Genomic DNA, 13237 nt, shown 5'->3' on the forward strand with positions numbered 1-13237 from the left:
CTGCGCAGAGAACGAAAAGGTCGGTGTCAACTCAAGGCTAAGGGCTACCTCAACTAGCGAAAATGCTTATTGACTGGCACTGCCCTTGCGCGTCCTTGAGCTGCGCTTCAAACGCCATCAACTCCGCCTGCACCTGCTGCAACCTGGCAATCTGCCCGGCCAGTTCGCGCTTCTTGCTGGCGATGGCCTGGTCTGCACGCTCCCAAGGCAAAACATCGCCCTCGTGCCCGTGCAGAATTCCCTGCAACTCCTTGAGCTTGAACCCCAACTGCTGGGCGCACTTGATCAACGCCAGCAGCTCGACACTTTGCGCCGAATAGACCCGATAACGCCCCTCCCGCTGCGGCGCTGGCAACAGGCCTATCGCCTCATAGTGACGAATCGCCTTGATGGTCGTGCCCGACAGTTGCGCGGCTTTGCCGATGTACATGAAAACTCCCTTTTCCCATTAGTCCGCCAGCCTGAGTCAGCCACTTTTCCCGCTGCGCTGGCGTAGAGCCCAACAGCGGCCCGAACATCAACGTTTTGGTCGGCTTGATGCCGCAAAACGCCAGTGTGGTGCTGCGCACCTGATGAATGCCGGGCATGCGGTAGAACCAGCGGTAATACCACGGCGGCGTGTCCAGGGTCACCAACACGTGCGCGGTTCGGCCGAGCAGCAGCTTGTCAGGAAACGACTTGCCTTCGCGGTATTTAAAGGCAAAGCCGGGTAGGAAAATACGGTCGATGAACCCTTTCAATAACGCCGGGATGCCACCCCACCAGATCGGAAAAACGAATGCCAGATGGGTGGCCCAGAGGATGTCGGACTGGGCGTTGAGCAAGTCAGGTTCCAATGGTTGGATCTGTGTGTAGCCGTGGTGAAGCACGGGGTCGAAAGTGAGGTCGCCCAAGGTTAGGACGCGTACCTGGTGGCCGGCGACTTTTGCACTGTGGATGTAGGCATCGGCCAATGCTGAGCAGAAGCTCGTGCCGCAAGGGTGGCCGAGGATGACCAGGATGCGCTGGGGCATAGGGTGATGTCCTGAAAAGGGAGCTTTCAGGGTAGGGTGTGCCGTATAGGGGAGAGTCAAGTGCCGGACCATGCCGCGCGTCAAGGCGCTCAGTTAAGCGAACGCAATACTCAAAGCCGCGAAGATCAACTGCGGGAGCGGGCTTGCCCGCGAAGACGTCGGCCCAGCAAACAATGATGTTGGCTGAACCAGCGCTTTCGCGGGCAAGCCCGTTCCCACAGGGATTTACGCTTGACTGAACAGCATGGGCTTGGCTGATAAATGCCTACGCAACATCAAGCCGTGTGCTTGCTCCCCGTCTCCATGTCCGTGCTGCCCCAAGGCCGCCAGTCGTCGGTGTGCCGTTCACTGCCATGCGGCCCGCTGGAGCTGGTGCCGCCTGCGAGGAATTTCTCCCACAGGTTTTTGCTGTCCGGGTCGCTGTCTTTGTGCAGGTAGGGCGCCAGTCGCGCCAGCGAGCTGCCTTTTTTGTCTTCGGTTTCCTGGAAGTGTTTCCACTCGTCCGACTGATACTCGAACATCGACTTGTCGTCCGGCGTGTCGCGGCCGCCGTACATGTAGGTGGCATAGCGCGCGTATTCGAGCTTGTCGCCCCAGTCGTCCTTGGTCACGCCGGCGTCGGCGAGGTCTTTGAAGAACTTGCCTTGGGAATCGGTGAGTTTTTGCATTTTGGCATGCTCGACCGCCTCGGCAATCAGGGTGCCTGCGACCCCGAAGATAACACCCGCCACGGCGAAAACCGGACCCGCCACACGGGCGCCGATGGCGAGCCCGCGTATCACCGTCGCGGCAACATCACCGGCCAGTTTGCCTGCCAGGTGAGCACCTTTGGGGGCGAACATCGCGATGGTATTGGCGATCGCCATACCCGTACCGGACGCACCTCCACCCAGCGTGAAGGCAGCGTCAGTTTTTTCCAGTGCGGTCTTGGCGTTTTTCAGTTTGCGCGCGCCGGAAACGATGTCCATCACGCCGCCGGTCAAGTCCAGGCCGGAGCCGCCCATAAACCGCAGGAACGAGCGCCCGGAGGCGATCGCAATTTCGGATTTGGACGCCGGCGTACCTTTGCCGGGGAGGTCCTTGACGCCCATGTGTTCGCCCAGGGTTTTGGCGGCGCTGTCGTACTCCTTCACCTCATCGGCCGATAGATTGCCCACGTCGAGTTTCTTGAGAGTGTCGGAAGCTTCCTTGACGCGGGTGCTGATGGATGCGGCCAGCGCGTCAGATTTTTCTGTGGTTTTCTTGCCCCAGATGTCCGGAAGATTCTCATCGATCAGGCCGAGCCATTCAGTGGCCTTGATTTTTGCCGGACCTTTACCGTCTTTGTCCACGTCAGGTTCATAGGGTTTGGTGCCACCCAGGGTTTCCACAATGTTCGAACCGAACTTGAGGAAGTCGTTAGTGAAGCTCAAGCCGGCGACCAGGTCTTTCGCGGCGGCGATCTTCTGGTCATCGGTCATGTTGCCGCCGCCATTGGCGAGCTGCAGCGCGCCGCTGACCAGGTTCATGGTGCCCGCCATGGCACTGAGCCCGCCGGTGGAGCTGGCGGTGTGCAGCACTGTCTTCAGGGAGCCAGCGGCCGCTTCGCGATTAGCGCCCAGGCCCTTCAATTGTGTGTCGACCACCTTGTCGATGGCTTTCGGGTCGCCGCTGGCAGCCGCGAGACGAATGGCCGCTGCGATCTGTTTGTTCTCTGCCGGTGTCAGCCCTTTGATATGGCCGTCGAGGATGTCGATCTCATCCTTCATCTTTTTGTACATGTCGTAGGCTTTGTCGCCCTTGTCCAGGCCACCCAGGGCGGCGTTGATACCGCCCTTGATCATCGTGAACGAGGCCTTCAGCCCACTTTCGGTATTTTCCGGCGAGACCTTATCGGGGTTTTCCATGTAGGTGTTGAGCTGGTGCGTCATCATGTTCTGGTCGAACGTCTGTTTGCGTGCGGTGTAGCTGTCCGGTTCGAGAATGCGCAGCGACTCGAAATAGCGGTCTACATCCAACTCGGCCATCTCCGATTTCTTCGGATCGCCCGAGTCGTTCATCGCGATGACATATTCTTCGAAGTTCAAGTTGGCATCACGGGTGCCGTCTTTGAAGAGGGCCGGGAATACTTGTTCGCGCACTTCATTCAACCGATCTTGCGACAAACTACCGACACTTTTCTGTAGTTCTGCGTCGTAGCGATCCTTAATCCCTTCCTTGCCCATCAACGTGGAAATTTCTTTGGCGAGTTTGTCCTCGTCGACCATCTCTTTGACGTCTTTGCCGTTCAACTGCGTCGGCGTCTTATCCGTCTCACGGTAAGTGCCGCTGCCCAGGTTGATGCTCTCCGCGTAGCCGTACAGTTCGTAGCCGTTGTCCAGCGCGGCCTGGGCGTCCATCAGCTTGACGATCTTGGCTTCATCCGAGTCTTCGGCCAGCTTGCCGCTCTTGATGTCATCGCGAATGCCCTGCACAAAGTTCTCGGCCGTCTGGCCGCCCACGGTCTTGTCGTTGGGCAACTCCATGTCCATCAGGCCTTCGGCGCCGAAGGTCGGGATGTTGTATTTGTCGCGCAGGGCCTGCACGTCTTCGGGCTCATCAGGCGGCGCGGCCTTGTCGGTGTGCGTCGCGTCTTTGACGTGCATCAGGTCGCCTTTGAGGCTCGAATAGCCGTACTTGCCGAAATCCTGCAAGCGCCCGGCCTCGGTGCCATGGCGGGCTTCCTTGTCTTTGGTGAAGCCATCAATGCTGTCGTTGTCTTTATTCCTGGCGTCGATACCGGTGAGCAAATGGCCGTTTTCATCGATGCTCACCACATGTTCCAGCACCTGGGTGGCGCGGTACGCGGCGTCGGCGTCGTTCTCGAAATCGCCCACTTGCTTCTTGAGGTTGTCCTTCACGTCACTCTGATTGCCGAGGTTTTTCAGCAGCGGTGTGGCGTCGATAATCTCCTTGGCCGAGCGCGTGTCACCGTCGGGGCGCTTCTGCTGGTCGCCCAAATCCGACTTCACCACCTCGCCGCGCAGGCTGGAATAGCCATACTTGCCGAAATCCTGCAGCCGGCCCGCCTCAGTGCCATGCCGCGCCTCGCCATCTCTGGTGAAGCCGTCGATGCTGTTGTTGCCCACATCCTTGCCATCGGTCAGCTTGCCGTCTTCGTCGATGTATTCGACATGCTCCAGCACCTTGGAGGCGCGATAGGCGGCGTCCGCGTCTTTCTCAAAATCGCCGACCTGCTTTTTAAGGTTGTCCTTCACTCCGCTTTGATTACCGAGCTGGGCGAGCAGCGGCGTGTCATCAATAATTTGCTGGGCCGAGCGGGTATCACCTTCGGGGCGTTTCTGGCCTTTACCCAGCTCGTCCTTGGGTGCTGATGCTTTTTCGACGGATTTTTCCCAGGCAGCGACGGAGCTTTTTTGAGTGACCGCTGCGTCCTTTGGGGTCGTTTCTACCTTCGCTACCATGGTACTTCTCCTGATCTAATTATTACGCCTGCCACTTTTAAAACGCGCAGGGCCGCACAACTTCCCAGGTAACTTACCCGAGGCGGTTTACTGAATAACGAGAGGGCGACCTTAGTTGGTTGGCCGCTGGGCGTTGCTGCTGTGAAAGATGACGTCACGGAACTTAGCACGGACTTTTAGCCCATTCGCAAAGCCTTCACAACAATTCACAACGGCGAGGTTATTTCGGAACATTTATGGAGTAGGGCGGGTATTGGCAAGAGAGCCTAGCGTTCAACACGGGCTTAACGTAGAGCGCGGCAAGCTGGGTGGTGGTGCGCCGCTCCCGCCCAAGAACCGTTCATCAGATTTCAATGCCGGCAGAGGCATTCTTGAGCTGAGGGTGCTTTTTGACCGGCGCGACGCACCAGGAAAAATCTCACGCGTGAGCTATTGAGCATCGCCAACATTGCCTGTAGATTTTCTCACGCGTGAGTTTTTCACAACGAGGTCAGCACCATGAAAAGCAGCTCTCCATCGAGCCCGCCAGCAGGGCCCGATCCTGATTCAGCAAGCCGCAAGGGAGAGCGCTTGAAGTCGCCCGCGAAAAAACCATCGAGCTTTTACATGAAGCAGATGCGCGCGGGCCTGACGGCTGCCGGTTATGTGAAACACGAGACTTGGGTGCTTCCCGAAAACCGAAGCCTGCTCAAGCAAATGGAGAAACAGCTTCGCCAACCGATTCTGGCTGGCTCATTCATGTCGGAGAATTTCATGAGCGCAGGTACTAACTGGAATATCGATCGCCTCTTCACAGCGCTTCAGGCCTTGGATGAAGTGGTTTCCAACGACATTACGCTTTCTCTCGTTCAGGGCGCCGAGTCCAGCATCAAGCTGGAAATGAACGACTTCGGGGGCTTGCCGATTTACATCGCGGTGGTCGGCGAACAGATCATCGTGGACACCGTGCTGGTCGACGTCGAGTCCATCAATGACGTAACGGCATTCAATGACGCGGTGCTGCGCAGCCGCGAAATGTTCCCGCTTTCGTCGATCGGCATCGAGTCCATGCCTAACGGCCAAGTTGTTTACAACATGTTCGGTGCGTTGAGCTCCGACTCCAGCCTGACCAACATCGTGACTGAGGTGAAAACCCTGGTCGACAACGTGCAGCGCGCCAGCGAAGCCTTCGAACGTTTCTTCAATTAAGTATCGGGAGTATCCAATGACTCAGTCCATCTGGAGCAAATTGTTCACCGCGCTGCGTGGCGGTGCCAGCGAAGTCGGCGAATCGATCGTCGACCAACAAGCCCTGCGCATCCTCGACCAGGAAATTCGCGACGCCGACACGGCGCTGGCCAACGCCAAGCGTGAGCTGGTGAGCATCATGGCCAAGCACAAACTGGCGACTGATCGCGTCGGCGAGTACGACGCCAAGATCAAGGACTTGGAGTCCAAGGCCATGGCCGCTATCCAGGCCAATCGTGAAGACCTGGCCATGGAAGTGGCCGAAGCCATTTCGACCCTGACCAACGAACGTGACGTCGAGCAAAAGCAGGCCACCGAGTTCGGCGGCTACGCCGACGGCATGCGCAAAGACATCACCAAAGCCGAAAGCCGGATCAAAAGCCTGCGCCAGCAAGTGGACATGGCCAAGGCGCGCGAAAGCGTACAGAAGGCCCAGGTCAGTGCGTCCATCGCCAGTGGTGGCGCCAACGGCAAGCTGGAAACCGCCGTCGGTACCCTGAATCGCTTGCAGGCCAAACAGCAGCAACGTGCCGCTGAACTGCAAGCTCAGGATGAACTGGCTGAGGCATCCACGGGCACCGACCTGGAGCGCAAGCTGCGCGACGCCGGCATCACGCCGGACACAGGCAGCGCCAATGCGATTCTGGAACGCCTGAAGCAAAAGTCGGCCGAGTAAGCCGCGCCGAAGCAAGAAGGGCAGGCGCTGCCCTTCTTTTTTTACATCGAGGTCAGGATGGATGCCCTGAAGGGTTTCAAGACAATCGCAGGCGTGGCGCTGTTGATGGTCGCGCTGCAACTGGTCAATGTGGCGACCGGTTACAGCCTCATGGCATTCGGCCTGATCCCAAGAACGGTGCAGGGGCTGCTCGGCATCCTCACCTCACCGTTTTTGCACGCGTCGTTTGCTCATCTGAGCGCAAACCTGATCGCCTTTTTGGTCCTGGGCACCTTGGTCATTGTCGAAGGAATCCATCGGTTCATTGCCGTCAGTGCGATCATTATTTTGCTGGGCGGGTCGCTGGTCTGGCTGTTCGGTTTCAGCGGCGTACATATCGGTGCCAGCGGCTGGGTATTCGGCCTATGGGCCTACCTTTTGTCTCGCGCCTGGTTCCACCGAAGCTGGAGCAACCTGATAACGGCCGGTGTTGTAGCGGTGCTGTATGGTGGCCTGATCGTGGGTTTCCTGCCTCGTCAGGGGATCTCGTTCGAGGGGCACTTCTTTGGCGCGTTCGCCGGGTTTATTGCAGCCAAGGTACTTCTATCCTCGCCGCGCAGCAGGTTTAATGCCGGGTGAACGCACTTGAGCCTCCACACGCCGAGGCGATCTTGTCATCCGCAATCAAATACCCAGGGAGTCAGGGGCCAAATGTCGATGTTTCTTTTGTTGCGCCTGCGCGCCGCGTCCCTCTTTCCCCGCTTCTGCATCGCCTCCGCTCGCCTCAAGGAAATCTCCAATGGGATGGTTTAAACAATTGATGGGGCTTGAGGCCCCGAAAGCGAATACAGCGTCGCAATGGACAGCCGGCAACACCCATCCGGTCACCGGGCCACTGGGCCTGGCACCCGGCAAAGGCGTGATGTTCGACGCGAGCCTGAAATTGTTGCTCGATGAAAAAACCACGGTAGTGATCCCCGGCTCCCAGGAAATCTGGGCCAACGGCACCGTAGACCTCGGCCAGTCGACCTGGCTGTCGCGCTATTACATGAACGACGAAGATTACTGGCTGCAGGTGCACACCACCGGCGAGATCGCCGGGCAGGTCGAGTCGGTGATCCTGTTCAACTACCTCAGTGTCGTCACGATCAGCAGTGAAGCGGAACTGCGTCGACTGGCCGGGCCACAGAGTCTGATCGGGCTGCCGACCTACACCCACAACGGCGTCGAATACGCCCGTGTGTGGGGCAGCGAGGCTGGCCAGACAGAGCTGGTGGCGATGACCGAACAGGTTGTAAACCCCGAGGACGCCTACAGCGTCGAGCACCGTTCGATGCTTTACGCCCGCGACACCGGCCTGACTGATCGTCGCGAGTTTCTGCTGTTTTCCGTCGAAGAAGACGCAGAGGGCACCGTCAGCCTGAGTACGTCGCTGGGCATTTCGCTGTACACAACCGACCTGACTACGCTTTAAAAAAGGAAAACCCCCATGCTGGAAGCTCTCTCTATCTCCCTGAACAAAGCCGCTGTGTTTGGCTTTGTCACCTACATCCTCGGTGCGGCTGTGCTGTTCGCACTGTTCCAGTTCATCTACACCCGCATCACGCCGCACAAGGAGTTCGAACTGATCCGTGCGGGCAACGTGTCGGCTGCGGTCGCCTTGGGCGGCGCTATCATCGGTTTCGCTATTCCGGCCAGCAACGTGATTGCCTATTCGATCAGCCTCCTCGACTTCGTCGTCTGGGCGGTGATCGCCGCCGTCGTCCAACTGTTGGCGTTTCTGCTGACCAGCCTGGTACTTAAAGGCACGTCCGAGCGCATCAAGAATGGCGAACTCGCCGCCGGCATCTACGTGGCCGCCGTGTCCATCAGCGTCGGCATGTTGAATGCCGCGTGCATGACGCCTACCCAGAACTGATCGCGCACGGAGCTCCCGATGAAACGAAGCAAGTACGTCCAGTTGTCGCTGGCAGCGTCGGTCGCGATGGCGATATCCGGCTGCGGGCCGACCGAAAAAACCTACGATTTGCAAAAGAAGTACAACTTCCAGTCGGTTCAGCAATGCGCCGATGAAAAGCTTCCAGTGGACGTGTGCTCGGACGCCTACATGACGGCCATGGCCGAGCATCGGCGCATTGCCCCGGTGTACGACAGCCAGGCCGATTGCGATGCCGACTTTGTCGCCAACTGGTGTCAGCAGGACTCCAACGGCAAGTTCATCCCCAAACTGGGCGGTTTCGAACTGACCGCCGCCGGCCAGGTGACGCAATCCCAGGTCGATGCGGCCAACGCGCAAGTCGGCGGCGCCCAAGCGAACAGTGGCGGCTCAGGCTTCTCCACCAGCAGTCTGCTGACGGGCCTATTGATCGGCAACATGCTCAGCAACAATCGCAACAGCTACCGCTCCGAACCGGTGTACCGCTACCGCGATGATCGCGGCGATTACGGTTCTTCAACGCTCAACCAGCGGGTCTCGAATGGGGCGACATTCGGCCGGTCCAACCAGGCCAGGTACGGCAGCAGCAATTACACCAACACGCTGCGCTCCTCCAGCAAGCCGGTGTCCGTGGCGTCCTCGACCTCCCGTGGCGGCTTTGGCAGCAAAGCCAGCGCCCGCAGCGGCTGGGGCGGCGGCGGGTCGAGCAGTTAAGGAAACCGGGCCATGAAAAAGATCCACTGCGCAGAGCGTCATGACTGGAAACGGACCGCCGACAGCCTCGGCTTTCTGTTCCACACCATCGACGACGAACCCTACTGGGACGAAAGCGCCTACTACCAGTTCACGCTCAAGCAAATCGAGCGCGACCTCGAAGACCCGACCACCGAGATCCATGACATGTGCATGGACCTCGTGGCCCGCGTGGTGCAGAGCGAAGAGCTGTTGGAGCGCCTGAGCATTCCCGCGCCGTTCTTCGACATGATCCGAACCTCATGGCTCGAAGGCCACCCGCACCTGTACGGGCGCATGGACTTTTCCTACAACGGCAGCGGGCCCGCCAAGCTGCTCGAACTCAACTACGACACACCGACCAGCCTCTACGAGGCGGCGGCGTTTCAATGGGGCTGGCTGGAACAATGCATCGAACGCGGCCTGCTGCCCAAGCACGCTGACCAGTTCAACAGCATCGACACCAAACTGCATCAGGCCTTCGCCCAATTGCAGGTCAACCAGCCGTTCTACTTTGCCTCGATGAAAGACTCGGTCGAAGACAAAGGCACCACCGACTACCTGCGCCTGGTCGCAGAAAAAGTCGGCATCGAATCACGCCACATCGACATCGAAGACATCGGCCTGACTGCCGAAGGCCGTTTCGTCGACCTGGAAGATCGCTGGATCCCGCACCTGTTCAAACTGCACGCCTGGGAATTCATCTTCCACGAGCCCTTCGGCGCCGCGATTGCCCAGTGCGATACCCAGTTCTTCGAGCCCGCCTGGAAATCCATCCTCTCCAACAAAGGCATCCTGCCGCTGCTGTGGGAATTCAACAAAGGCCACCCCAACCTGCTCGCGTCCCACCTGGATACCGATCCCGGCAAAGCCGTGCCAAAGGGCTGGGTGCGCAAGCCGTTCTTCTCCCGCGAAGGCGCCAACATCGAACTGCACACCGCCGACGGCCTGATCGTAAAAGAAGACGGCCCCTACACCGACGCGCCGTTCATCCTCCAGGAGTTTGCGCCGCTGCCGCGCTTTGGTGACAGCTACACGCTGATCGGCTCCTGGGTGATCGGCGATCAAGCCGCCGGCATCGGCGTGCGCGAAGACAACAGTTTGATCACCAAGGACTCAAGCCGGTTTCTCCCGCACCTGATCCTCGACTGATCGCGCGGGCTTGCCCCAATACTCAAAGCAGCAAAGAACAAATGTGGGAGCGGGCTTGCCCGCGAAGACGGTGTCTCAGCCGCCGAATATATCGACTGACTCACCGCCATCGCGGGCAAGCCCGCTCCCACAGGTTTTTGGGAAACCCTGTCAACCTCAGCCCTGACGCGCCGTCACCGCCGCATACCCATTCATCAAATTTCGATAGTTAGGAATCCGCTGGGACAACAAATTTCCCAACCCTTCCATGTCATTGCGCCAGTCGCCCTGCAACTCACACGCCACCGAAAACCAATTCATCAACTGCGCACCGGCCTGCGTCATGCGGCTCCACGCCGCCTGCTGCACCGTGGTATTGAAGGTGCCCGACGCATCCGTCACCACAAACACCTCAAACCCCTCCGCCAGCGCCGACAACGTCGGGAACGCCACACACACATCCGTCACCACACCCGCAATGATGATCTGCTTGCGCCCAGTCGCCTTGACCGCCTTAACGAAGTCCGCGTTATCCCACGCATTAATCTGACCAGGGCGAGCGATATACGGCGCTTCCGGGAACATTTCCTTCAGCTCCGGCACCAACGGGCCATTAGGGCCTTGCTCGAAACTGGTGGTGAGGATCGTCGGCAAGTTGAAGAACTTGGCCAGGTCGGCCAGGGCCAGCACGTTGTTCTTGAACTCGTTGGGGGAGAAGTCCTGCACCAGCGAGATCAGACCGGTTTGGTGGTCGACCAGCAGAACTACGGCGTCGTCTTTGTTCAAGCGGCTGAGGGTTGGAGTGCTCATGGTTGAAATCCTTTTTTGGTTGGGTTGGTTGGGCGTTGCGTTCAACATGGGCACAGATTAATGGGTGGGAGGTGGGGGATAAATCGGGTGGGGTGAGTCTTACTGTCAACTCAAACGGGACAGTTGTGAAAAATGGAGATTCGAGTCGGTGCAGTGCGAAGAGGCGGGGGAGGATGAGTTTGTAGGGCGGGATTTTTTAGCAGGAACCAAGAAGCCGATTTGAGTAAATCGGGGGTTAGGCTTTCTAACGAGTGAATCTGAAAAGTTATATTTGTGCAGGCTGCTGACAACCTGCACAAAGAATACTTATATCTAGCAGGTGGCCATTTGAGGCTTGAAAGCGCTGGAGGTAAGCCGTTTTAGTGCAATATCAAGCGCTTGATCGTCAAACAGCTTGGTTTTGCGAGTAGCAGCACTGGAGCCGCCATCCCACTGTTTCAATGCTTCACGCACCGCTGTAACAGTCGGGGGAACGTCTTCCTGGCTAAGCAACCAGTCGACTGTCGCTAACAGTTCCATGCCAAAGGGCGACTCAAAGCCATCGATCAATTCGGCGGTAAGCTCAAGGGCTTGTGAGTACTCCTTGGCCTCCGTCTTCAGATAGGTTTGGAGGAAGGCTTTTCGGTCTTGATCAAACCAGATCACATCGCTGATACCTGCATCGCTGATGCGCTTGTCGCAATGCAGGTAGCTGCCATCCAGGTTATCGAGCAGATGCTCCAACCGATTGGCATATGGCCCGTATTTATGAGCAACAAACTTTAGATCCAGTGGGTTTTTTGCATCCGGCAGCTTCTCAATGGCGCGCTCTAAGAACCAAGCCAGCTTCTGAATCTCAAGCAGGCTGCATTCCATACCTAAAACCCAGTAGCGTCGAACCAGTTCCGCAATGAGTGCACGGGCGGGGGTGAGCTTCTCCACACCACTGCGCTTGGCGACATTCAGATACTGATTGGAGGGTTCAAATACCAGCACATCGACATCCAGATCACTCAAGACATCAACAATTTGCTCGCGAACTTCCAGCCATTTCAGTCCACCATTACCCGCACCCAGAGGTGGAACCGCCACAGACTTAACATGGTTTTCGATCAGAAAACGACGTAGGTCGTGTAGACCCTCGGTTATCCAAGCCATTTGCGATGGCGATCGCCAGTGACGTTTGGTCGGGAAGTTAACAATCCATTGAGGACCGTCCAGTTCGTTGACCGCAGTCACATGAACCTTACCGGTCTCTACCTCGCCAGCCTTGCAGGCTGCTGCATACAGGCGATAGTTTTCCGCAAAGCGCTCTTTGAACATCAGCGCGATACCCTTGCCCATCACGCCCACGGTATTCACCGTGTTGACGAGAGCTTCGGTATTGGCTTCCAAAAGGTTGCCTTGGGTGAATCTGATCATTGGAAATACCATCCCGGACGCGCATGCACAGACAACGTCAGGCCTCTGGCGGCAACGTCCTGCTGTATGCGTTCTTTCATCGCATCGGTGTAACACATGATGCCAAGGAGTCCTGTAATCGGTAGGTGGTGGTGAATCAGCGCTTCGGCCTGATAACGCTCCATCTTGCGAGGGTCATCGGGGTCACGTTTGAAGTCGCGTCGTTGAAGGATAGACCAATCGATCTCATGAAGATTTTCCGGATCGCTGTAATAGTCTGTCCAATCCGGGTAAGCGTGTGCGTTTGTGAAGACGAACGGTAGGCCAAGTTCAGCGACGCGGTGCAGGCTGGAGACCAGAATCACGATCTCGTCATTGCTGCGCTGCTGAACGCTCCACCCGGAGTGGATGTTTTTCATCATCACAGAGAACGGGGTGAAGTAGAAGGGCACGTAGTCGGCCAATACGCCAGCAGGCTCGATAGGAACACAGCGTGTGCGGCGTTTGTCGATCAAGTCAGCGTTGCCAATGTTCACGTACTGCGGTGCCTGCACCTCGGAGCTGGCGCAGTGCAGGCCGTTGTCCAGAATCCAGGGCAGATTATCGCGGTGGACTATCCGCCAAATCAGCGCTTTTTCTGGATTCAGACTGCTATAAATCATCTAAGAAACATTCCCCGATTCACTCCGATTTGTACATTAACACCGGCCTCGCGCATTTTAGCCACGCATAGGGCCTCAACCTCGGCGTTTGAAACAAAAACCTTAAAGAAATCGTTTGGGGAAACGACATCAGGCGATAGGCACTCTGCCATACAGATGCTTTTGCAGTGTGGATCGTGGTAGTCCCTGGCATTCATGACGTCCCAATTGATTGCTTCGAAGCCTTCGGCATAGTCGAGCAATTGAAT

Annotated in this window: 14 protein-coding genes; 7 read left to right on the forward strand and 7 right to left on the reverse strand. The window is 57.6% G+C overall.

Features of this window, described 5'->3' with window-relative positions:
* Nucleotides 1-49: 49 nt before the first annotated feature.
* The 3 genes from L8K08_RS27700 to L8K08_RS27710 form a co-directional block, all read right to left on the reverse strand.
* Nucleotides 50-430, reverse strand: coding sequence for a MerR family transcriptional regulator (locus tag L8K08_RS27700; protein WP_242201390.1), 381 nt, complete (start codon nucleotides 428-430; stop codon nucleotides 50-52).
* Nucleotides 369-1013 carry an NAD(P)H-dependent oxidoreductase gene (locus tag L8K08_RS27705; protein ID WP_242201392.1) on the reverse strand — a complete coding sequence of 215 codons (645 nt, stop codon included), beginning with the start codon at nucleotides 1011-1013 and terminating at the stop codon, nucleotides 369-371. Before L8K08_RS27705 ends, L8K08_RS27700 begins: the two co-directional genes overlap by 62 nt.
* Nucleotides 1014-1288: 275 nt before the next feature.
* Nucleotides 1289-4456, reverse strand: coding sequence for a hypothetical protein (locus L8K08_RS27710; RefSeq protein ID WP_242201393.1), 3168 nt, complete (start codon nucleotides 4454-4456; stop codon nucleotides 1289-1291).
* A gap of 606 nt (nucleotides 4457-5062) precedes the next feature.
* Here L8K08_RS27710 and L8K08_RS27715 point away from each other — a divergent pair.
* The 7 genes from L8K08_RS27715 to L8K08_RS27745 all read left to right on the forward strand — a co-directional run bounded on the left by L8K08_RS27715 (nucleotide 5063) and on the right by L8K08_RS27745 (nucleotide 10158).
* Complete coding sequence (locus tag L8K08_RS27715) at nucleotides 5063-5644, forward strand: YjfI family protein (RefSeq protein WP_145162716.1); 582 nt, start codon at nucleotides 5063-5065, stop codon at nucleotides 5642-5644.
* A gap of 16 nt (nucleotides 5645-5660) precedes the next feature.
* The gene (locus L8K08_RS27720) at nucleotides 5661-6359 is read left to right on the forward strand and encodes a PspA/IM30 family protein (protein WP_145162567.1); all 699 of its coding nucleotides are present in this window, start codon (nucleotides 5661-5663) and stop codon (nucleotides 6357-6359) included.
* A gap of 57 nt (nucleotides 6360-6416) precedes the next feature.
* Nucleotides 6417-6977: a rhomboid family intramembrane serine protease gene (locus L8K08_RS27725; RefSeq protein WP_242201394.1), complete on the forward strand. Its 561-nt coding sequence runs from the start codon at nucleotides 6417-6419 to the stop codon at nucleotides 6975-6977.
* A gap of 160 nt (nucleotides 6978-7137) precedes the next feature.
* Nucleotides 7138-7812, forward strand: coding sequence for a DUF2491 family protein (locus L8K08_RS27730; RefSeq protein WP_242201395.1), 675 nt, complete (start codon nucleotides 7138-7140; stop codon nucleotides 7810-7812).
* A gap of 15 nt (nucleotides 7813-7827) precedes the next feature.
* A complete protein-coding gene (locus tag L8K08_RS27735) occupies nucleotides 7828-8256 on the forward strand; it encodes a DUF350 domain-containing protein (RefSeq protein ID WP_106580265.1) in 429 nt (142 codons plus the stop codon).
* 18 nt (nucleotides 8257-8274) lie between these two features.
* The gene (locus tag L8K08_RS27740) at nucleotides 8275-8988 is read left to right on the forward strand and encodes a DUF1190 domain-containing protein (protein ID WP_159960212.1); all 714 of its coding nucleotides are present in this window, start codon (nucleotides 8275-8277) and stop codon (nucleotides 8986-8988) included.
* Nucleotides 8989-9000: 12 nt separating this feature from the next.
* Entirely contained in the window at nucleotides 9001-10158 is a 1158-nt protein-coding gene (locus L8K08_RS27745) for a glutathionylspermidine synthase family protein (RefSeq protein WP_242201396.1), read from the forward strand.
* A gap of 156 nt (nucleotides 10159-10314) precedes the next feature.
* Here the strand turns inward: L8K08_RS27745 and ycaC are convergent, their stop codons facing one another.
* The 4 genes from ycaC to L8K08_RS27765 form a co-directional block, all read right to left on the reverse strand.
* Complete coding sequence (gene ycaC / locus L8K08_RS27750; protein ID WP_242201397.1) at nucleotides 10315-10947, reverse strand: isochorismate family cysteine hydrolase YcaC; 633 nt, start codon at nucleotides 10945-10947, stop codon at nucleotides 10315-10317.
* 312 nt (nucleotides 10948-11259) lie between these two features.
* Nucleotides 11260-12348 (reverse strand): macro domain-containing protein, encoded by a 1089-nt coding sequence (locus L8K08_RS27755; protein ID WP_242201398.1) that lies wholly within the window; start codon nucleotides 12346-12348, stop codon nucleotides 11260-11262.
* On the reverse strand, nucleotides 12345-12989 hold the full coding sequence (locus L8K08_RS27760) for a DUF4433 domain-containing protein (protein ID WP_242201399.1): 645 nt from the start codon (nucleotides 12987-12989) through the stop codon (nucleotides 12345-12347). Before L8K08_RS27760 ends, L8K08_RS27755 begins: the two co-directional genes overlap by 4 nt.
* Nucleotides 12986-13237, reverse strand: a 252-nt coding sequence (locus tag L8K08_RS27765; RefSeq protein WP_242201401.1) for a DarT ssDNA thymidine ADP-ribosyltransferase family protein, incomplete at its 5' end; no start/stop codon positions are given. The genes L8K08_RS27765 and L8K08_RS27760, both read right to left, overlap by 4 nt.

The sequence above is a fragment of the Pseudomonas sp. TREG-RG-20F-10-E-6-01 genome (genome assembly GCF_022662455.1).
In the GTDB taxonomy this organism is placed as follows: domain Bacteria; phylum Pseudomonadota; class Gammaproteobacteria; order Pseudomonadales; family Pseudomonadaceae; genus Aquipseudomonas.

What these genes read in the sequence shown, in the direction of transcription:
- L8K08_RS27710 (WP_242201393.1), bottom strand. Translation starts at nt 4,456, where the DNA reads ATGGTAGCGAAGGTAGAAACGACCCCAAAGGACGCAGCGGTCACTCAA.
- L8K08_RS27745 (WP_242201396.1), top strand. Translation starts at nt 9,001, where the DNA reads ATGAAAAAGATCCACTGCGCAGAGCGTCATGACTGGAAACGGACCGCC.
- L8K08_RS27715 (WP_145162716.1), top strand. Translation starts at nt 5,063, where the DNA reads ATGAAGCAGATGCGCGCGGGCCTGACGGCTGCCGGTTATGTGAAACAC.
- L8K08_RS27740 (WP_159960212.1), top strand. Translation starts at nt 8,275, where the DNA reads ATGAAACGAAGCAAGTACGTCCAGTTGTCGCTGGCAGCGTCGGTCGCG.
- L8K08_RS27755 (WP_242201398.1), bottom strand. Translation starts at nt 12,348, where the DNA reads ATGATCAGATTCACCCAAGGCAACCTTTTGGAAGCCAATACCGAAGCT.
- L8K08_RS27705 (WP_242201392.1), bottom strand. Translation starts at nt 1,013, where the DNA reads ATGCCCCAGCGCATCCTGGTCATCCTCGGCCACCCTTGCGGCACGAGC.
- ycaC (WP_242201397.1), bottom strand. Translation starts at nt 10,947, where the DNA reads ATGAGCACTCCAACCCTCAGCCGCTTGAACAAAGACGACGCCGTAGTT.
- L8K08_RS27720 (WP_145162567.1), top strand. Translation starts at nt 5,661, where the DNA reads ATGACTCAGTCCATCTGGAGCAAATTGTTCACCGCGCTGCGTGGCGGT.
- L8K08_RS27735 (WP_106580265.1), top strand. Translation starts at nt 7,828, where the DNA reads ATGCTGGAAGCTCTCTCTATCTCCCTGAACAAAGCCGCTGTGTTTGGC.
- L8K08_RS27730 (WP_242201395.1), top strand. Translation starts at nt 7,138, where the DNA reads ATGGGATGGTTTAAACAATTGATGGGGCTTGAGGCCCCGAAAGCGAAT.
- L8K08_RS27760 (WP_242201399.1), bottom strand. Translation starts at nt 12,989, where the DNA reads ATGATTTATAGCAGTCTGAATCCAGAAAAAGCGCTGATTTGGCGGATA.
- L8K08_RS27725 (WP_242201394.1), top strand. Translation starts at nt 6,417, where the DNA reads ATGGATGCCCTGAAGGGTTTCAAGACAATCGCAGGCGTGGCGCTGTTG.
- L8K08_RS27700 (WP_242201390.1), bottom strand. Translation starts at nt 430, where the DNA reads ATGTACATCGGCAAAGCCGCGCAACTGTCGGGCACGACCATCAAGGCG.